Below are 19,393 nucleotides of genomic sequence, written 5' to 3' on the forward strand. Positions count from 1 at the left end.
CGCAGCAGATGAGCAGCGGGGGATGGACGAGGTCGTGACAGACGAACAGATGGACGGTGCGGCCGGTGCCGCCGCCGGTGAAATCGATGTGGTTCTGGTCACGGGTCTGTCCGGTGCCGGTCGCGGCACCGCCGCCAAAGTACTCGAGGACCTCGGCTGGTACGTCGCCGACAACCTGCCACCGGAGCTGATCACCCGCATGGTCGAGTTGGGCCTGGCCGCCGGTTCGCGCATCACCAAGCTGGCCGTGGTCATGGACGTCCGGTCCCGTGGCTTCACGGGAGACCTGGACTTCGTTCGCCGCGAATTGGCGACCCGCAGCGTCTTCCCGCGGGTGCTGTTCCTGGAGGCGTCCGACGACATCCTGGTGCGCCGGTACGAGCAGAACCGGCGCAGCCACCCGCTCCAGGGCAACCAGACTCTCGCGGAAGGCATTGCTGCCGAACGGAGATTGCTGGAGTCGGTTCGCGCGACGGCCGATCTGGTCATCGACACCTCTACGCTGCCGGTACCGGCGTTGCGCGCCAGCATCGAGCGGGCTTTCGGCGAGGAGGCGGCAACCGGCACGAGCGTGACGGTCGAATCGTTCGGCTATAAATATGGTCTGCCGATGGACGCCGACACCGTCATGGATGTCCGGTTTCTGCCGAATCCGCATTGGGTCGACGAGTTGCGGCCCCATACCGGGCAGCATCCGGCGGTTCGGGACTACGTGCTGGGACAAGAAGGCGCCGCCGAGTTCGTGGACACCTACCATCGGCTGCTAGGGGTTGTGATCGACGGCTATCGCAGGGAGGGGAAGCGCTACATGACCGTGGCCATCGGCTGCACCGGCGGCAAGCATCGCAGCGTCGCGATCGCCGAAGCGCTGGCGGGCCGGCTGCGTGGCGGTGACAACCTGACCGTGCGGGTGTTGCACCGGGATCTGGGGCGCGAATGACGGCCGCTCGTGAAGAGGTCGGCGCACCTGCGCGCATCGTCGCGCTCGGCGGCGGACATGGTTTGTACGCGACGCTGTCGGCGGCGCGCCGGCTGACGCCACACGTGACGGCCGTCGTGACCGTCGCCGATGACGGCGGTTCGTCGGGTCGGCTGCGTTCCGAACTGGACATCGTGCCGCCGGGTGACCTGCGAATGGCATTGGCGGCCTTGGCATCTGACAGTCCGCACGGGCAGTTGTGGGCCACCATCATCCAGCACCGTTTCAACGGCAGCGGCGCGCTGGCCGGTCACCCGATCGGCAACCTCCTGCTCGCCGGCCTCAACGAGGTGCTGGCCGACCCGGTCGCCGCGCTCGACGAGCTCGGCCGGATCCTCGGGGTCAAGGGCCGGGTGCTGCCGATGTGTCCCATCGCGCTGCAGATCGAGGCCGACGTGTCCGGGCTCGAGGCCGATCCGCGGATGAGTCGCGTGATCCGCGGTCAGGTCGCGGTCGCCACCACACCGGGCAAGGTGCGCCGGGTCCGGCTGCTGCCGGGCGATCCGCCCGCCACCCGGCAGGCTGTCGACGCCATCATGTCGGCAGACCTCGTGGTGCTCGGTCCGGGCTCGTGGTTCAGCAGCGTGATCCCGCATGTGCTGGTACCCCAACTGCTGGCCGCGTTGCAGGCGACCGAGGCGCGGCGGGCACTGGTGCTCAACCTCGCCGCCGAGCCGGGGGAGACGGCCGGGTTCTCGGCCGAACGGCATGTGCACGTGCTGTCTCAGCACGCCCCCGGCCTGACGGTGCACGACATCATCGTCGACGCGGCGAGTGTCCCCAGTGAGCGCGAACGCGACCAACTGCGCCGGGCGGCCGCGTTTCTCGAGGCTCAGGTCGAGTTTGCTGACGTATCCCGACCTGGTACACCTTTACATGACCCGGCACGACTTGCGGCTGCGCTGGAGCGGGTGCGTCTCAATGGCAGCGCACCGGCCCGGCCCGCATACGAGCCATCCACTCCCGCCGCACGGTCGGCCGACGGATTCCGTCAGCAGCCGACCCCTGAAGGACCAAGAGGTGACGATTCGTGGCGATGACGTCGGAAGTGAAGGACGAGCTGAGCCGGCTTGTCGTCAACTCGGTGACGGCACGCCGGGCGGAGGTGGCGTCGCTGCTGCGCTTCGCCGGCGGCCTGCACATCGTGGCCGGTCGCGTCGTCGTCGAGGCCGAGGTGGACCTGGGCAGCATCGCCCGGCGGCTGCGCAAGGACATCTACGACCTGTACGGGTACAACGCTGTCGTGCACGTGCTGTCGGCCAGTGGCATCCGCAAGAGCACGCGGTACGTGGTTCGCGTTGCGCAGGACGGCGAGGCACTGGCACGGCAGACGGGGCTGCTCGATCTGCGCGGCCGGCCCGTGCGCGGCTTGCCGGCCCAGGTGGTCGGCGGCAGCGTCGGCGACGCGGAGGCGGCCTGGCGCGGGGCGTTCCTCGCGCACGGTTCGCTGACCGAGCCCGGCCGGTCTTCGGCGCTGGAGGTCAGCTGCCCGGGACCGGAGGCGGCACTGGCGTTGGTGGGCGCGGCCCGTCGGCTCGGGGTGAGCGCCAAGGCCCGCGAGGTCCGCGGTAGCGACCGGGTGGTGGTGCGCGACGGCGAGGCCATCGGCGCGCTGCTGACCCGGATGGGCGCCCAGGACACTCGCCTCAACTGGGAAGAGCGGCGGATGCGCCGCGAGGTGCGTGCCACCGCCAACCGGCTGGCCAACTTCGACGACGCGAACCTGCGCCGGTCCGCCCGAGCGGCGGTCGCGGCCGCGGCCCGGGTCGAGCGGGCGCTCGACATCCTCGGCGACACGGTGCCTGATCACCTGTCGGCCGCCGGCCGGTTGCGCGTCGAGCACCGGCAGGCCTCGCTCGAGGAACTGGGCCGGCTCGCCGATCCGCCCATGACGAAAGATGCTGTGGCAGGACGGATTCGGCGCCTGCTGTCGATGGCCGACCGCAAGGCCAAGCTGGAAGGGATTCCGGACACAGAGTCGGCCGTCACCCCGGACCTGCTCGACGACGCGTAGCGCACGTCGGCCGGTGGTCACCGGACAGGGGCGTACCCGACGCGCGGAGCGCGAGTCGAGTACTGCACGCGGGGTTCCTCACCGCACTAGGCTGGCTGAGGATTCACCGCATGACCTGTCCAGGAGTACCGGCGAAGGAGCACAGCAGTGACTATTCGGATCGGCGTCAACGGTTTCGGGCGCATCGGGCGTAACTTTTTCCGGGCCTTGGACGCGCAAAAAGCGGCGGGCATCAACACCGATCTGGAAATCGTGGCGGTCAACGACCTGACAGACCACGCGTCACTGGCACATCTGCTCAAGTTCGACTCGATCCTCGGCCGGCTGCCCTATGACGTCAGCCTCGATGGTGACGACATCGTGGTGGGTAACTCGCGAATTCGCGCGTTGGCGGTCAAGGAGGGTCCGGCGGCGTTGCCGTGGGGTGATCTCGGTGTGGATATCGTGGTGGAGTCGACGGGGATTTTCACCGATGCGGCCAAGGCCAAGGGGCATTTGGATGCGGGGGCCAAGAAGGTGCTCATCTCCGCGCCGGCCACCGGTGAGGACATCACGATCGTGATGGGTGTCAACGACGACAAGTATGACGGCAGCCAGAACATCATCTCGAATGCCTCGTGCACCACGAACTGCCTGGGCCCGCTGGCGAAGGTGCTCAATGACGAGTTCGGGATCGTGCGCGGGTTGATGACGACCATCCACGCCTACACCCAGGATCAGAATCTGCAGGACGGGCCGCACAAGGATTTGCGGCGGGCGCGGGCGGCGGCGATCAATATCGTGCCGACCTCCACCGGTGCGGCCAAGGCCATCGGTCTGGTGTTGCCTGAGCTCAAAGGCAAGCTCGACGGGTATGCGCTGCGGGTGCCGGTGCCCACCGGTTCGGTGACCGATCTGACCGCGGAGTTGGGTAAGTCGGCGACGGCTGCGGAGATCAACGCGGCGATGCAGGCGGCGGCTGAGGGGCCGCTGAAGGGGATTTTGAAGTACTACGACGCGCCCATCGTGTCGTCCGATATCGTCACCGACCCGCACAGTTCGCTGTTCGATTCGGGGTTGACCAAGGTCATCGACCACCAGGCCAAGGTCGTCTCGTGGTACGACAACGAATGGGGCTACTCCAACCGCATCGCCGACCTGGCCGCACTGGTCGGCAAATCGCTGTAGATCGCACGTAAGAGAAAGACAGGTATGAGCATCAAGACCCTCGATGAGCTGTTGGGCGAAGGCGTAGAGGGGCGGGGCGTCTTGGTCCGCTCCGACCTGAACGTCCCACTCGACGAGAACGGCAACATCACCGATCCGGGCCGGATCATCGCCTCCGTCCCCACGCTGGCCGCGCTGGCCGACGCCGGAGCCAAGGTCGTCGTCACCGCCCACCTGGGCCGGCCCAAGGGCGGCCCGGACCCCAAGTTCTCGCTCGCACCGGTCGCCGCAGCGCTCGGAGAGAAGCTGGGCCGGCACGTCCAGCTGGCCGGCGACGTCGTCGGCACCGACGCGCTTGCCCGCGCCGAGGGCCTGACCGATGGTGACGTGCTGTTGCTGGAGAACATCCGCTTCGACCCGCGCGAAACCAGCAAGGACGACGCCGAGCGTGCGGCCCTGGCCCGCGAGCTGGCGGCGCTGGTCGAGGGCGCCGACGGCTCGCCCGGTGCGTTCGTCTCCGACGGCTTCGGGGTGGTGCACCGCAAGCAGGCTTCGGTGTACGACGTCGCGAACATCCTGCCGCACTACGCCGGCACGCTGGTGGACGCCGAGGTCAAGGTGCTCGAGCAGCTGACCAGCTCGACCGAGCGGCCGTATGCCGTCGTGCTCGGCGGGTCCAAGGTCTCCGACAAGCTCGCGGTCATCGAGAACCTCGCCACCAAGGCCGACAGCCTCATCATCGGCGGCGGCATGTGCTTCACTTTCCTTGCGGCCCAAGGGCTTTCGGTCGGCACCTCGCTGCTGCAGGAGGAGATGATCGACACCTGCAAGCGCCTGCTGGACACCTACGCCGACGTCATCCACCTCCCCGTCGACATCGTCGTGGCCGACAAGTTCGCCGCGGACGCCGAACCGGAGACCGTGGCCTCCGACCGCATCCCCGAAGGCAAGATGGGCCTGGACATCGGTCCCGAGTCCGTCAAACGGTTCACCGCGCTGCTGTCCAACGCCAAGACGGTGTTCTGGAACGGCCCGATGGGCGTCTTCGAGTTCCCGGCCTTCGCCGACGGGACCAAGGGCGTGGCCGAGGCCATCATCACCGCGACGTCCAAGGGCGCGTTCAGCGTCGTGGGCGGCGGCGACTCGGCGGCCGCGGTGCGCCAGCTCGAACTCGCGGAGGATGGCTTCTCTCACATCTCGACCGGTGGCGGGGCGTCGCTGGAGTACCTCGAGGGCAAGCCCCTCCCCGGCATCGACGTGTTGGAGTCGTAGAACATGGCACGCAAGCCGCTCATCGCCGGCAACTGGAAGATGAACCTCAATCATTTCGAGGCCATCGCCCTGGTCCAGAAGATCGCCTTCGCCTTGCCGGACAAGTACTTCGCGAAGGTCGACGTCACAGTCCTGCCGCCGTTCACCGACCTGCGCAGCGTGCAGACCCTGGTCGATGGCGACAAGCTCCTGCTCACCTACGGCGCACAGGACGTGTCCCAGCACGACTCCGGCGCCTACACCGGTGAGGTGAGCGGGGCGTTCCTGGCCAAGCTGGGCTGCTCGTTCGTGGTCGTCGGGCACTCCGAGCGCCGGACCTACCACCACGAGGACGACGCCCTGGTCGCCGCCAAGGCCAAGGCCGCGCTCAAGCACGGCCTGACCCCGATCGTGTGTATCGGCGAGGGGCTCGACATCCGCGAGGCCGGGAACCACGTCGAGCACTGCACCAGTCAGCTCACCGCCTCACTGGCCGGGCTCTCTGCCGAACAGATCGGCGACGTCGTCATCGCCTACGAACCCGTCTGGGCCATCGGCACGGGCCGGGTCGCCAGCGCCGCCGACGCGCAGGAAGTGTGCGCCGCGATCCGCTCGACCCTGGCCGAGATGGCCACGCCGGAGATCGCCGCGACCGTGCGCGTGCTCTACGGCGGCTCGGTCAACGCCAAGAACGTCGGCGAACTCGTGGCGAAACCCGACGTCGACGGTGCGCTCGTCGGCGGTGCCTCGCTCGACGGCGAGCAGTTCGCGATGTTGTCGGCGATCGCCGCAGGTGGGCCGCTGCCGTGAGACCACGCAGGCACCCGGTAAGCTGTGTGTCATGATTTTGGCCCTGCAGATCACGTTGATCGTCACCAGCGTGTTGGTTGTGTTGCTGGTGTTGCTCCACCGGGCCAAGGGTGGCGGTCTGTCGACGCTGTTCGGCGGCGGTGTGCAGTCCAGCCTGTCCGGCTCCACCGTGGTGGAGAAGAACCTGGACCGCCTGACGTACTTCATCACCGGCATCTGGCTGGTGTCGATCATCGGCATCGCGCTGCAGATCAAGTACGGCGCCTAGATTCGGCCGCCCAGCCTCAGCTTTCCGAACCGGCCACGCCCTGCCAGGCGTGGCCGGTTTGTTTTTGCCTTCTCGCAGCATTACAGGAGGCGTCCAGCGGGTACTGTGCCGGCGCTGCTCGGCATCGCGGGCGGTGCCGCTCGAGCCGACCCACTCCCGGTCGCCGGCGTCCGGCATGCCGTCAACACCGAAGATGGCTGGCGCCTTGGTGTTTCGCTCATCCAGATGACGGTCGACTCGGTGCCCAACATGGCCGCGACCGCGTTCATCCGCGAGGGTTTCGTCACCGGCCGGGCCCGTCGGGCTGCCGGTACCGTGATCCGCTCGGCCGCCGTGCCCTGCGGCAAGGGCGTCCTCCATCGATACTGATGTGATGGCCGAGGTTCCGAACGCCCCCGACACCACGCTGCTGCCGATCGGATCGGTGCAGCGCACCGAACTGGGCCGTGAGGCCACCGAGCCGATGCGCGAAGACATCCGACTGCTCGGTGCCATCCTCGGCGACACGGTGCGCGAACAGAACGGCGACGCGGTCTTCGATCTCGTCGAGCGAGCGCGAGTGGAATCGTTCCGGGTGCGGCGGTCGGAGATCGACCGGGCCGACCTGGCAGCGCTCTTCGCCGGCATCGACATTCATCAGGCCATCCCGGTGATCCGAGCGTTCACGCACTTCGCGCTGCTGGCCAACGTTGCCGAAGACATCCACCGCGAACGGCGGCGTGCCGTGCACGTGGCAGCCGGGGAGCCTCCGCAGAACAGCAGCCTGGCCGCGACCTACCGCAAGCTCGATGGCGCTGGGGGATTGGACGCGGCGGCGGTCGCCGATGCGCTCCGCGGCGCGCTCGTCTCACCGGTGATCACCGCACATCCCACCGAAACCCGGCGACGCACCATCTTCGACACCCAGAACCGGATCACCGACCTGATGCGGTTGCGACTGCACGGACATTCGCTGACGCGCGACGACCGCGACATCGAGACCGAGCTGCGGCGGCACATTCTCACCCTGTGGCAGACGGCGCTGATCCGCTTGTCGCGGTTGAAGATTCAAGACGAGATCGCCACCGGTCTGCGCTACTATCCGGCCGCGTTCTTCGACGTCATCCCGCAGGTCAACGCCGACGTGCGCGCCGCGCTCCAGGCGCGCTGGCCAGGTGTCGCGCTGCTGGAGACGCCGATCCTGCGGCCCGGATCCTGGATCGGCGGCGACCGCGACGGCAATCCCAACGTCACCGGTGACGTGGTGCGGCTGGCGAGCGGCAGCGCGGCCTACACCGCGCTGGACCGCTACTTCGGTGAACTGCTTGCGCTGGAACACGAACTGTCGATGTCGGCGCGGCTGGTGCGCGTCAGTGACGAGTTGCAGGTGCTGGCCGACCAGCATCCTGAACCGGCCCATGCCGACGAACCGTACCGCCAGGCGCTGCACGTGCTCCGCGGACGCCTGACCGCGACCGCCGCCGAGATTCTCGACCGGCAGCCCGAGCACGAGCTGGACCTTGGGTTGCCGCGCTACACCACACCGGGCGAGCTGCTGGCTGACCTGGACGTCATCGATGCCTCGCTCCGCGCCGGCGGTTCCAGCGTGGTCGCCGACGACCGGTTGGCCCGGCTCCGAGAGTCTGTGCGGGTCTTCGGCTTTCACCTGTGCGGCCTCGACATGCGGCAGAACTCCGAAGTGCACGAGCAGGTGGTCGCCGAACTGCTGGCCTGGGCGGGTGTGCACCCCGATTACGCATCGCTGCCGGAGGACGAACGCGTTTCCGTGCTGGTCGCCGAGCTGTCCACCCGCCGGCCGCTGGTGAGCCGCGATGCCCAGCTGTCAGAACTGGCCCGCAAGGAACTCGACATCGTTGCGGCAGCCGCTCGGGCGGTCGAGGTCTTCGGGGCGCAGGCCATTCCGAACTACATCATTTCGATGTGCCAGTCGGTGTCCGACCTGCTCGAGGCCGCGGTGTTGCTCAAGGAGGCGGGCCTGCTCGACGCGGCGGGGCCCGAGCCCTACAGCCCGGTCGGCATCGTCCCGTTGTTCGAGACCATCGACGACCTGCAGCGCGGATCGTCGATTCTGGAAGCGGCCCTTGCCATTCCGCTGTACCGCTCGATTGTCACCGCCCGGGGCGAGCAGCAGGAGGTGATGCTCGGTTACTCCGACTCCAACAAGGACGGCGGGTACCTGGCGGCCAACTGGGCGCTGTACCGGGCCGAGCTCGACCTCGTGGAATCGGCCCGCAAGACCGGTATCCGGCTGCGGTTGTTCCATGGCCGCGGCGGTACCGTCGGCCGCGGCGGTGGCCCGAGCTACGACGCGATCCTCGCGCAGCCGCCAGGAGCGGTCAGGGGCTCGCTGCGTATCACCGAGCAGGGCGAAGTGATCGCCGCCAAGTACGCCGAACCACATGCGGCGCATCGCAATCTGGAGACCCTGCTGGCCGCCACCCTGGAGTCGACTCTGCTCGACGTCGAAGGGCTCGGCGACGCGGCGGCCCCCGCCTACGACGTGCTCGACGACCTCGCCGCCCGCGCCCAGCGGGCCTATAGCGAATTGGTGCACGACACACCGGGATTCGTCGAGTACTTCAAGGCGTCGACGCCCGTCAGCGAAATCGGCGCGCTCAATATCGGCAGCCGCCCGACGTCACGCAAGCCGACCACCTCGATCGCCGATCTGCGGGCCATCCCGTGGGTGCTGGCGTGGAGCCAGTCCCGGGTGATGCTGCCCGGCTGGTACGGCACCGGCACGGCGTTCGAGGAGTTCATCGAGCACACCGAGGGTGGCCTCGAGGTACTGCGGGACCTGTACGCCAAATGGCCGTTCTTCCGGACTGTGCTGTCCAACATGGCGCAGGTCCTGGCCAAGTCGGATCTCGGCTTGGCGGCGCGCTATTCGGAGCTCGTGGACGACGAGGCGTTGCGCCACCGCGTGTTCGACAAGATCGCCGCCGAACACGAGCGGACCATCCGCATGCACGCCTTGATCACCGGACAAGAGGATTTGCTCGCCGACAACCCCGCACTCGCCCGGTCGGTGTTCAACCGGTTCCCGTACCTGGAGCCGCTCAACCATCTCCAGGTCGAGCTGCTGCGCCGCTATCGCTCCGGCGACGACGACGAACTCGTGCAACGCGGCATCCTCCTGACCATGAGTGGCTTGGCCACCGCACTGCGCAACAGCGGGTAACGGCGGCGCGTGCGGTACTGCCGTCGCGGCGCGAGGTGCTGTGGCGGGGTGCCGGGTTAGCTTGCGGGACTGTCGCTTTCACCATCAGCGTCCTCGCTCTCGTCATCCTCGCTCTCGGGCGGGTAGAGGGTGGGGTGGTGGTATTGGTTGGTGCGGGGTTGGCCGATGTCGAGTAGTGGTGGTGGGGTCCAGTGGGCTCTTCCGTCGGGGCCCATGGTGGTGCTCCAGCCGCCAGCGTGGGCGGCTCGGTTGTCGCAGCCGCAGGCCAGGGCGAGGTTGGTGATATCGGTGGGGCCGTCGTCGCCCCAGTCGGTGTTGACGTGGTGGGCCTGGCAGCGCGAGGCCGGGGCGGTGCAATTGGGTTTGGTGCAGCCACGGTCACGCGCGAACAACATGATCCGCTGCCCGGTGGATGCCGTACGACGCGCCCGGCCCAAATACAGCGCAATGTTGGTGTGCTGATCGAACACCGCCAGATAATGGTAGGCACCTTGCCCGGCCATCCGGATCAAATCCCGCACCGGCAGTTTCGATCCCGTGTGGGTGACCGCGACCCCGGCGCCGCGTTCGAGTTCCTGCACCGTCGTGGTCGCCACCACCGACACCGGGAGCCCGCTGTGCTCGCCCAACTGCCCGGAGGCCAGCATCATCCGGCCCACCGCTTTGAACGCGTCGTACTGACGCTGAGCCACGGTGCGGGTGTCGTTGTCGATTTGGGCTTGGGTGGGTGTGCCCGAGATGCACGGTTCGGGATCGTCGGGATTGCACATCCCCGGCGCGGCCAACTTTTCGAACAACGCCTCCCAGTAGGCCCGGGCTTCCGGATCGAGGCTGGCCTTGACTTCCGAGCGCCCATCGGGCTGCTGTTTGCCCATGACGAAGGAGCGTTTGGGGTCGGGTTCGTGGTCGTCAGGTTCGGGGCCGTCCTGGTCGAGCCGGTACAGCAGGTCGGCGGCGGCTTTGCGCAGTTCCTCGGGGGTTTTGTAGCGGGCTGCGGCGACCAGGTCGCGTTCGCACTGCGCCAACGTGACCGGGTCCACCCACAACGGAACTTTCGCAAAGAATCCGGTGATCACCGCGATGTGCTCGGTGTTGATGACACCGTCGGCTTGGGCCGCGGCGACCAGGTCCCACACCGGGCCCAGGGGTTCGCCGGTGATCGCCGACCGGGGCCCGAGATGGTCGGCGTCGCGGACCCTCCGGCGGGCCTCCTCGCGGCTGATGCGGTGCCGGATGTGCAGGACTTCGGGCCAGTCTTTGGCGCCGATGTCTTTGGCCGTGGCCTGGGTTTGGGCGGCGGCGAGGATCTGGTGGTCGACCGCTTCGGCGGCGCATTTGAGGGTTTCGCGGCGGGACTGCAACTCCAACAAGACTTCGATGGGCAGACCGGCGTAGTCCAGGGACGCGACCCGTGCCAGGACCGCGTCGAGGTCGGCATAGGCCTCCTCGACAAGGCTGCTGGCAATATCCATACTTCGAACACTAGTTCGATGCACCGACAATCCTCTGGGGCGGATGTGGTCCTAGTTACCTACTGTGACCAGCGCAAACAAAGTGACCAAAGTTTTTTGGACGCGCTGCGGCGGCGCTACGGAATCAAGCCGCGAACCGACTTCAGCACGCTACGTACCGCGCTCTCGGTGACCGTGATGGGCGACAGGACGGTCTCGGCGACTCCGACGATGGCCTCGACGCGCGTCACGATGGCCTCCATCCGATCGACGACGCCGAAAATGCGGGGCGCCAGCTCGTCGATCTGGGTGATGGTCTCGTTGAACCGCGACATCGTGGTGTCGAGATCGCCCGTCAGCGTGCTGAGAGTGGCGAGGGTGCCTTCCATGTCGACCAACAGTGCATCGACCTGGGAAACGGTCACGTCGGCGTTGAGGGCCGCCTGGGTGAGCGTCCGGATGCGGCCGCCGACCGGACGGGTCCGCCCATCGCCTTTGTCGACCATGCCTACAGTTTTGCCGCCGCGGCCGCATCGAGCAACCACACGGTCGCCTCGGAACCGATCGCACCCGCCGCCGGAAAATCAACGGCTGGCGCGCCGCCGACAGCGGCTGCCACGGCGTCGGCCTTCTCTGCGCCTGCGACGACCAGCCACACCTGCCGGGAACGTCGAACTGCGGGGAGTGTCAGCGTGATCCGCCGCGGTGGCGGTTTGGGGGAGTCGGTGACCGCGACGACGTACCGCGCGGTCTCGCGCACCGCGTCGGTATGCGGGAACAACGAGTTGATGTGGCCCTCGCCGCCCATGCCCAGCAGGTGTACGTCGAATTCCGGTGTCGGCGAACCGTTCCCGGCCACGCGGGCCAGCTCGTGTGCATAGGCGGCGGCCGCTGCGTCGATATCGTCGCCGAACTCGCCGTCGCTCGCGGCCATTGCGTGCACGTTCTGCGCCGGAATGGCAACGGAATTCAGCAGTGCTTCCCGCGCCTGCTTGATGTTCCGGTCGGCGTCGTCGGCCGGGACGAACCGGTCGTCGCCCCAGAACAGGTGCACCTTGGTCCAGTCGATGGGATGACCGCCGACATGCTTGAGCAGCTTGATGCCGGTGCCGCCACCGGTCAGCACGACGTACGCCACGCCGCGGGCTGCGATCGCGCCGTTGATGGCCGCCACGAGTCGGTCGCCCGCAGCGGTCACCAGAGCGTCAGCGTCGGAATACCTTTCGATGATCTGCTCAGACATATACGACCTTGTCCAGGCCCACCAGGGCGCGGTGATAGATCTCGTCGGCATCGAGCCGGCGCATCTCTTCGGCGAGACAATCGCGTGCTTCCCTGCGTGCCAACGGAACACGAGCCTCCGGTCGGCCGGTACGCGTGAGCGAAGCGGTGACACCGGTTTGCGGACGGCTCAGCGTGATGGTCTCGGTCGGCCTGGTCAGGACGACTTTGAGCTCGCCGACCGCCCGCTTCACCGGCCCGTCGATGCAGGCCGCCAACCAACCGGCCAAAATGTCCAGTGCCGGTTCGTCTTTCAGGCCCGACACCAGCGCTTCGGTGATCGGTTCATACGGTGCCTGGTCCAGGGCGGCGGCGAGCAGCGCCCGCCAGTAGGTCACGCGGCTCCAGGCCAGGTCGGTGTCGCCCGACGTATATCCGGCCAGCCGGCTCTTGATGCAAACCTGCGGGTCTTCACCATTGGTGGCATCGGTGATCCGGCGGATCGCCAGCTTGCCCAGCGGATCAGCCGCAGGCACTGCCGGCGCCACATCGGGCCACCAGGTGACCACCGGGGTGTCCGGGAGCAGGAACGGTGTCACGACACTGCTGGCGTGGCTGGCCAGCGGCCCCGAGAGGCGCAGCACCACAACCTCATTGGCGCCCGCGTCGCGACCCACCCGGAGCTGGGCATCGAGTCGGGCCTCGGTGGCCAGACGGTCTCCCGGGATCACCACGATGACGCGGCACGGATGTTCGCGACTAGCGGTGTTCGCGGCGTCGATGGCCTCTTCCAGGATGGCCTCGGTGTCCGGTGCCACCACCAGGGTCAACACTCGCCCGAGGGTGATGGCGCCGCCCTCTTCGCGGAGGGAGACGATCTTCTTGTTGATCGCACCGGTGTTGGTGTCGGGCAGATCGAGAATCACGGTCGCCTCCATTCGCGGCCGCTGCGCCGCAGCATCTCGAACGCCGACTCCGGGCCCCAGGTACCGGACTCGTACGCCTCGGGCCGGCCGCCCGCGCGGTCCTGCGCCGCCCAATGTTCGAGCGCGGGATCGAGTATCTTCCAGGACAATTCGACCTCGGCGTTGACCGGGAACAGTGACGGTTCGCCGAGCAGGACGTCGAGGATCAGCCGTTCGTAGGCTTCGGGGGAGTCCTCGGCGAACGCCGAACCGTACGAGAAGTCCATGCTGACATCGCGGACCTCCATGAGGTGGCCCGGCACCTTCGAACCGAACCGCAGCGTGATCCCCTCGTCGGGCTGCACCCGGATCACCAGAGCGTTCTGTCCGAGTTCGTCGGTCATGGTGGCATCGAATGGCAGGTGCGGGGCCCGCTTGAACACCAACGCAATCTCGGTGACCCTGCGTCCCAAGCGCTTTCCGGTCCGCAGGTAGAACGGCACGCCGGCCCAGCGCCGGGTGTCCACCTCGACGGTGATCGCCGCGAAGGTCTCGGTGGTCGACGTCTTAGAGAAGCCTTCCTCATCGAGCAGTCCGACCACCTTCTGCCCGCCCTGCCAACCGCCGGCGTACTGACCGCGTGCCGTGGTCTCCTCCAGCGGCTCGGCCAGGTGGGTCGCCGACAGCACCTTGATCTTCTCGGCCTGCAGTTCGTGGGGCGAGAAGTTGACCGGCTCCTCCAGTGCAGTCAGCGCGAGCAGCTGCAGGAGGTGATTCTGGATGACGTCTCGCGCCGCCCCGACGCCGTCGTAGTAGCCGCCGCGCCCGCCGAGGCCGATGTCCTCGGCCATGGTGATCTGCACACTGTCGACGTAGTGGGCGTTCCACACCGGCTCGAACAATTCGTTGGCGAACCGGAGCGCCAGGATGTTCTGGACGGTTTCCTTGCCCAGGTAGTGGTCGATGCGGAACACCGACGACTCCGGGAACACGCTGTTGACCACCCCGTTGAGCGCTTCGGCGCTGGCCAGGTCGTGCCCGAACGGCTTCTCGATGACCACGCGGCTCCACGACCCGTCGGTCTTGTTGGCCAGGCCAGAAGTGGACAGCTGCTCGCACACCTGCGGGAACGCGTTCGGCGGAATCGACAGGTAGAACGCATGATTGCCGCCGGTGCCGCGTTCCTCGTCGAGCTTGTGCAAGGTGTCGCGGAGCCGTTGGAAGGCCGAGTCGTCGTCGAACGTGCCCTGCACGAACCGGAATCCCTCGGCGAGCCGGTCCCAGACCTCCTGCCGGAACGGTGTCCGGGCATGCTGTTTGACGGCGTCGTGGACGACCTGACCGAAGTCTTCGTCGGCCCAGTCCCGCCGAGCGAAACCGACCAAGGCGAACGAGGGCGGCAGCAGCCCGCGGTTTGCGAGGTCGTAGATCGCCGGCATCAGCTTCTTGCGGGCCAGGTCACCCGTGACGCCGAAGATCACCACCGCGCACGGGCCGGCGATGCGGGGCATGCGCTTGTCGCGCTTGTCCCGCAGGGGGTTCACCCAATCCGCCGGCCGCTCGCTGCTATCGCTCATTGCCTGTGTCCTCGGCTCTTCGCGCAAGCGCTCATCGCAAAGCGTCGAGTTGACCCTGCGTGGCCTCGAGCAGTTCGCCCCAGGATTTCTCGAACTTCTCCACGCCTTCGACCTCGAGGACGTTGAATACGTCGGCCAGGTCGATGCCGACCGCCGACAGCTCCTCGAAGACGGCCTGCGCCGCGGAGGCGGTGCCGGAGATGGTGTCTCCGGTGACCTGACCGTGGTCGGCGACCGCTTCCAGGGTCTTCTCGGGCATGGTGTTGACGGTGTTGGCGGCGACCAGTTCGGTGACGTACAGCGTGTCGGGGTAGTCCGGGTTCTTCACACCGGTCGAAGCCCACAGCGGACGCTGCACGCGGGCTCCCGCGGTCTTGAGATTCTCGAACTGCGGACCGCCGAAGACGTGCTCGTAGGCCGCGTACGCCAGCCGGGCGTTGGCGACGCCGGCCTTGCCACGCAGGCCCAGCGCCGAGCCGCCGATCTTCTCCAGCCGCGCGTCGATCTCGGTGTCCACGCGGGACACGAAGAACGAAGCGACAGAATGGATTCGGGACAGGTCGTGGCCCGCTTCGCGGGCCTTCTCGAGCCCGGTCAGGTAGGCGTCCATCACGGCGCGGTGCCGCTCCACCGAGAAGATCAGCGTGACGTTGACCGAGATGCCCTCGGCGATCACCGCGGTGATCGCCGGCAGGCCGGCCAGCGTTGCCGGAATCTTGATCAGCAGGTTCGGCCGATCGACGATCTTCCACAGTTCGATGGCCTGCAGGATGGTCTTGTCGGTGTCGTGCGCGAGCCGCGGGTCGACCTCGATGGACACCCGGCCGTCGACGCCGCCGGAGGCTTCGTACACCTTGGCCAGCACGTCGCAGGCGTTACGGACGTCGTCGGTGGTGACGGTCCGGATGGTGGCGTCCACGTCGGCGCCACGGGACGCCAGCTCGTGCACCTGCTCGTCGTAGGCCGTGCCCTTCGACAAAGCGGCCTGGAAGATCGAGGGGTTGGTGGTGACACCCACAACGCTGCGGGTATTGATCAGCTCGGTGAGGTTCCCCGATTGCAGCCGCTCACGCGACAGGTCATCGAGCCACACGGAGACACCGGCGGCGCTCAGCGCCGCGAGGTTCGGGTTCTGAGTCATCTGAATGCTCTCCTAGATCGGCGGATCAGTTATCAGCGACGGCGGGCCGTCAGTTGTCCACGACGGCCGAGCCGTCAGTTGTCAAGCGAGCGCTCCGCTGCGGCAACCACCGCTTCAGCGGTGAATCCGAACTCCCGGAACAGGGTCTTGTCGTCGGCCGATGCGCCGTAGTGCTCGATCGAGATGATCTCGCCGGTGTCACCGACGAGCTTGTGCCAAGGCTGGGCGATGCCGGCCTCGACCGCAACTCGGGCCGAGACATCCGGCGGCAGCACCGCATCCCGGTACTCCTTGGGCTGCGCCTCGAACCACTCCAGACACGGCATCGACACCACGTAGGCGACGATGTCCTTGTCCGCCAACAACTTCTGCGCATCCACGGCCAGCTGCACCTCGGAGCCGGTCGCGATGATGATCACGTCGGCGTCGTCGGCCGGGTTACCGCCACCGAGCACGTAACCTCCCCGGGCCGCGCCCGCGGCGTCGGTGCCCTCCAGGACGGGTACCCCTTGACGGGTCAGGATGAAACCGGTCGGGTTGTTGCCGTGGGTGCGCTGCAGGATGGTGCGCCAGGTGTAGGCGGTCTCGTTCGGGTCGGCGGGACGGACCACCGACAGGTTCGGGATCGCGCGCAGCGCGGCGAGGTGCTCGATGGGCTGGTGCGTCGGGCCGTCCTCACCCAGACCGATGGAGTCGTGGGTCCAGATGTAGATCGGGTCGATGTTCATCAGCGCGGCCAACCGCACCGCCGGCCGCATGTAGTCGGCGAACTGCAGGAAGGTACCCGCGAACGGGCGCGTCGGGCCGTGCAGCACGATGCCGTTCAGGATCGAGCCCATGGCGTGCTCGCGGATGCCGAAGTGCAGCACGCGGCCGTACCAGTCGGCGGTGTAGTCCTCGGTCGAGATCGACGGCGGACCGAACGACTTCACGCCGTTGATGGTGGTGTTGTTGCTGCCCGCGAGATCGGCTGAACCGCCCCACAATTCGGGCAGCTTGCCGGCCACGTCGTTGAGGACCTTGCCGAACGCGGCGCGGGTGGCGACGGCTTTGCTGCCGGGCTCCCAATACGTCAGGTCGGCGTCCCAGCCCTCGGGCAGTTCACCGGCGTACAGGCGGTCCAGCAGCTTCTTGCGCTCGGGCTCCTTGGCGGCCCAGGCGTCGAATGCGACCTGCCACTCGTCGTGCGCCTTCTTGCCGCGGGCGACCAGCTCACGGGTGTGGGCGATGACCTCGGGCTTCACCTCGAAGCTCTTGTCCGGGTCGAAGCCCAGCACCTTCTTGGTGGCGGCGACCTCGTCGGCGCCGAGCGCCGAGCCGTGCACCCCGCCGGTGTTCATCTTGGTGGGCGCCGGGTAGCCGATGATGGTGCGCACCGAGATGAACGACGGGCGGTCGGTCACCGCGCGTGCGGCCGCCAGCGCCTCTTCGATGGCCACCACGTTCTCGCCGCCCTCGACCTCCTGGACATGCCAGCCGTAGGCGCGGTAGCGGGCGCAGGTGTCCTCGGAGAGCGCGATGTTGGTGTCGTGCTCGATGGAGATCTTGTTGTTGTCCCACAGCACGATCAGATTGCCGAGCTGCTGGGTGCCGGCGAGCGACGACGCCTCGCTGGTCACGCCTTCTTCGATGTCGCCGTCGGAGGCGATCACGTAGATGAAGTGGTCGAACGGGCTCTCACCCGGAGCGGCGTCGGGATCGAAGAGGCCGCGTTCGTAGCGCGCTGCCATCGCCATGCCGACCGAGGAGGCCAGGCCCTGGCCCAGGGGACCGGTGGTGATCTCCACACCCTTGGTGTGGCCGTACTCGGGGTGGCCCGGGGTCAGCGAGCCCCAGGTACGCAGCGCCTCGATGTCGGCCAGCTCGAGGCCGAAGCCGCCCATGTACAGCTGCAGGTACAGCGTCAGGCTGGAGTGCCCACAGGACAGGACGAAGCGGTCGCGGCCGATCCAGTGGGTGTCGGACGGGTCATGGCGCATCTGGCGCTGGAACAGGGTGTAGGCCAGCGGAGCCAGGCTCATCGCGGTTCCGGGGTGGCCGTTTCCGACCTTCTGAACCGCATCCGCGGCCAGCACTCGTACGGTGTCGACGGCGGCCGAGTCCAGCTCGGTCCAGTCGTCCGGGTGGTGCGGGCGGGTGAGTTCGGAAATCTCTTCGACTGTGGTCACGGGCGCACTCCTACTGAGGGACGTCTCGGGCTCGGCAAATTGCAAGCGAGCTGCATGACTACCCTAGTGCGCGCCGCGGGCGCGGTGCAGACCGCTTCACCTTTGGCCTGTCCGTGATTGGGTTTCCGTTCATCTGAATGCACCCTGCGGTGTGGAGCACTCAGGTGCGCGGTCTACCATCGTCTGTAGTAGAGGCTGCGCGGCCGTGACTTCCGAGGAGATATCTGCGTGAGCATTCGCGAGCGCCGTTCCGTCCACGGGGCACACGGTTTCGGCCCCGGAGCTGCGGCATCTGACGAGTCCGGCTCTGTGTCGGGGACCAAGTCGCCGCACCGCGTTCGGGACACGTTGCTGGCCTACATTGCCCTCACCAAGCCGCGGGTCATCGAACTGCTGTTGGTGACCACGATTCCGGCGATGCTGCTTGCCCACCGCTTTGACGTGGTGGCCAGCCAAGGCCCGATCAAACCGCTGTTGATCGCGAACACCCTGTTCGGCGGCCTGCTCGCGGCTGCCGGTGCCAACACGCTGAACTGTGTCGCCGACGCCGACATCGACAAGGTCATGAAGCGCACGGCGCGCCGGCCATTGGCCCGCGCGACGGTGCCCACCCGGCACGCGCTGATCTTCGGTCTGGTGCTGACGGTCACGTCGTTCCTGTGGCTGTGGCGCACCTCGAATCTGCTGTCGGGTCTGCTGGCCCTGGCGACCATCGCCTTCTATGTCTTCGTCTACACGCTGCTGCTGAAGCGCCGCACCTCGCAGAATGTGGTCTGGGGCGGCGCTGCCGGCTGCATGCCGGTGATGATCGGCTGGTCCGCGGTGACGGGCACCATTGCGTGGCCGGCATTGGTGATGTTCCTGGTCATCTTCTTCTGGACGCCGCCGCACACCTGGGCTCTGGCCATGCGCTACAAGGAGGACTACGAGGCAGCCGGGGTGCCGATGCTGCCGGTCGTCGCTACCGAGCGCGCGGTCACCAAGCAGATCCTCATCTACACCTGGGCGACCGTCGTGACGACGCTGGCGCTGGCGTTCGCGACCGGCTGGCTGTACGCCGCCGTCGCTCTCGTGGCCGGTGTGTGGTTCCTGGTCATGGCGCACCAGTTGTACTCGGGTGTGAAGCGCGGTGAGCCGGTCAAGCCGCTGCGCCTGTTCCTGCAGTCGAACAACTACCTGGCAGTCGTGTTCTGCGCGCTGGCGGTCGACTCGGCGCTCGCGCTGCCGATGCTGGTCCACTGAGCAGACCTACTCCATACGGGCGCTAACTTAGGGGCATGC

17 protein-coding genes are annotated in these 19,393 nt (G+C 67.4%); 10 read left to right on the top strand and 7 right to left on the bottom strand.

The genetic code is table 11. The features are described 5' to 3' along the window. Positions 1–22: 22 nt before the first annotated feature. The 9 genes from rapZ (at position 23) to ppc (ending at position 9,649) form a co-directional block, all read left to right on the top strand. Entirely contained in the window at positions 23–940 is a 918-nt protein-coding gene (rapZ, locus tag ACX12F_RS13290) for an RNase adapter RapZ (RefSeq protein WP_459369989.1), read from the top strand. After that, complete coding sequence (locus tag ACX12F_RS13295; RefSeq protein WP_459369990.1) at positions 937–2,019, top strand: gluconeogenesis factor YvcK family protein; 1,083 nt, start codon at positions 937–939, stop codon at positions 2,017–2,019. Before rapZ ends, ACX12F_RS13295 begins: the two co-directional genes overlap by 4 nt. Further along, entirely contained in the window at positions 2,016–2,993 is a 978-nt protein-coding gene (whiA, locus tag ACX12F_RS13300; protein WP_029105256.1) for a DNA-binding protein WhiA, read from the top strand. The genes ACX12F_RS13295 and whiA overlap by 4 nt, the downstream gene beginning before the upstream one ends. 147 nt (positions 2,994–3,140) lie before the next feature. After that, positions 3,141–4,160 (top strand): type I glyceraldehyde-3-phosphate dehydrogenase, encoded by a 1,020-nt coding sequence (gap, locus tag ACX12F_RS13305; protein ID WP_459369991.1) that lies wholly within the window; start codon positions 3,141–3,143, stop codon positions 4,158–4,160. Positions 4,161–4,184: 24 nt separating this feature from the next. Continuing rightward, positions 4,185–5,411 carry a phosphoglycerate kinase gene (locus tag ACX12F_RS13310; RefSeq protein WP_459369992.1) on the top strand — a complete coding sequence of 409 codons (1,227 nt, stop codon included), beginning with the start codon at positions 4,185–4,187 and terminating at the stop codon, positions 5,409–5,411. Between the two features lie 3 nt (positions 5,412–5,414). Beyond that, a complete protein-coding gene (gene tpiA / locus ACX12F_RS13315; protein WP_459369993.1) occupies positions 5,415–6,200 on the top strand; it encodes a triose-phosphate isomerase in 786 nt (261 codons plus the stop codon). A 31-nt stretch (positions 6,201–6,231) separates the two neighbouring features. Further along, entirely contained in the window at positions 6,232–6,468 is a 237-nt protein-coding gene (gene secG, locus ACX12F_RS13320; protein WP_267317321.1) for a preprotein translocase subunit SecG, read from the top strand. A 105-nt stretch (positions 6,469–6,573) separates the two neighbouring features. Beyond that, positions 6,574–6,837, top strand: coding sequence for an MspA family porin (locus ACX12F_RS13325; RefSeq protein WP_459369994.1), 264 nt, complete (start codon positions 6,574–6,576; stop codon positions 6,835–6,837). Positions 6,838–6,841: 4 nt separating this feature from the next. Further along, a complete protein-coding gene (ppc, locus tag ACX12F_RS13330; protein ID WP_459369995.1) occupies positions 6,842–9,649 on the top strand; it encodes a phosphoenolpyruvate carboxylase in 2,808 nt (935 codons plus the stop codon). Positions 9,650–9,705: 56 nt separating this feature from the next. On the opposite strand, the gene ACX12F_RS13335 is transcribed toward ppc, so the two are convergent. From ACX12F_RS13335 to tkt, 7 genes are all read right to left on the bottom strand, one after another. Next, positions 9,706–11,121: an HNH endonuclease signature motif containing protein gene (locus ACX12F_RS13335; protein WP_459369996.1), complete on the bottom strand. Its 1,416-nt coding sequence runs from the start codon at positions 11,119–11,121 to the stop codon at positions 9,706–9,708. 116 nt (positions 11,122–11,237) lie between these two features. After that, positions 11,238–11,606: an ATPase gene (locus ACX12F_RS13340; protein WP_459369997.1), complete on the bottom strand. Its 369-nt coding sequence runs from the start codon at positions 11,604–11,606 to the stop codon at positions 11,238–11,240. Between the two features lie 2 nt (positions 11,607–11,608). After that, positions 11,609–12,343 carry a 6-phosphogluconolactonase gene (pgl, locus tag ACX12F_RS13345; protein WP_459369998.1) on the bottom strand — a complete coding sequence of 245 codons (735 nt, stop codon included), beginning with the start codon at positions 12,341–12,343 and terminating at the stop codon, positions 11,609–11,611. After that, positions 12,336–13,247, bottom strand: a complete 912-nt coding sequence (gene opcA / locus ACX12F_RS13350; RefSeq protein ID WP_459369999.1) for a glucose-6-phosphate dehydrogenase assembly protein OpcA — start codon at positions 13,245–13,247, stop codon at positions 12,336–12,338. Before opcA ends, pgl begins: the two co-directional genes overlap by 8 nt. Beyond that, positions 13,244–14,803: a glucose-6-phosphate dehydrogenase gene (zwf, locus tag ACX12F_RS13355; protein ID WP_459370000.1), complete on the bottom strand. Its 1,560-nt coding sequence runs from the start codon at positions 14,801–14,803 to the stop codon at positions 13,244–13,246. Before zwf ends, opcA begins: the two co-directional genes overlap by 4 nt. 31 nt (positions 14,804–14,834) lie before the next feature. Continuing rightward, on the bottom strand, positions 14,835–15,944 hold the full coding sequence (tal, locus tag ACX12F_RS13360; protein WP_459370001.1) for a transaldolase: 1,110 nt from the start codon (positions 15,942–15,944) through the stop codon (positions 14,835–14,837). A gap of 74 nt (positions 15,945–16,018) precedes the next feature. Next, on the bottom strand, positions 16,019–18,112 hold the full coding sequence (gene tkt, locus ACX12F_RS13365) for a transketolase (protein ID WP_459370002.1): 2,094 nt from the start codon (positions 18,110–18,112) through the stop codon (positions 16,019–16,021). A 309-nt stretch (positions 18,113–18,421) separates the two neighbouring features. Here tkt and ACX12F_RS13370 point away from each other — a divergent pair, with 309 nt between their 5' ends. Beyond that, entirely contained in the window at positions 18,422–19,354 is a 933-nt protein-coding gene (locus ACX12F_RS13370) for a heme o synthase (RefSeq protein WP_459370339.1), read from the top strand. Positions 19,355–19,393: the final 39 nt, after the last annotated feature.

This window comes from Mycolicibacterium sp. HS_4_1 (assembly GCF_054515875.1).

Coding starts and splice junctions, on each gene's coding strand:
- rapZ (WP_459369989.1), top strand. CDS start 23: ATGGACGAGGTCGTGACAGACGAACAGATGGACGGTGCGGCCGGTGCC.
- ACX12F_RS13295 (WP_459369990.1), top strand. CDS start 937: ATGACGGCCGCTCGTGAAGAGGTCGGCGCACCTGCGCGCATCGTCGCG.
- whiA (WP_029105256.1), top strand. CDS start 2,016: ATGACGTCGGAAGTGAAGGACGAGCTGAGCCGGCTTGTCGTCAACTCG.
- ACX12F_RS13310 (WP_459369992.1), top strand. CDS start 4,185: ATGAGCATCAAGACCCTCGATGAGCTGTTGGGCGAAGGCGTAGAGGGG.
- tpiA (WP_459369993.1), top strand. CDS start 5,415: ATGGCACGCAAGCCGCTCATCGCCGGCAACTGGAAGATGAACCTCAAT.
- secG (WP_267317321.1), top strand. CDS start 6,232: ATGATTTTGGCCCTGCAGATCACGTTGATCGTCACCAGCGTGTTGGTT.
- ppc (WP_459369995.1), top strand. CDS start 6,842: ATGGCCGAGGTTCCGAACGCCCCCGACACCACGCTGCTGCCGATCGGA.
- ACX12F_RS13335 (WP_459369996.1), bottom strand. CDS start 11,121: ATGGATATTGCCAGCAGCCTTGTCGAGGAGGCCTATGCCGACCTCGAC.
- ACX12F_RS13340 (WP_459369997.1), bottom strand. CDS start 11,606: ATGGTCGACAAAGGCGATGGGCGGACCCGTCCGGTCGGCGGCCGCATC.
- pgl (WP_459369998.1), bottom strand. CDS start 12,343: ATGTCTGAGCAGATCATCGAAAGGTATTCCGACGCTGACGCTCTGGTG.
- zwf (WP_459370000.1), bottom strand. CDS start 14,803: ATGAGCGATAGCAGCGAGCGGCCGGCGGATTGGGTGAACCCCCTGCGG.
- tal (WP_459370001.1), bottom strand. CDS start 15,944: ATGACTCAGAACCCGAACCTCGCGGCGCTGAGCGCCGCCGGTGTCTCC.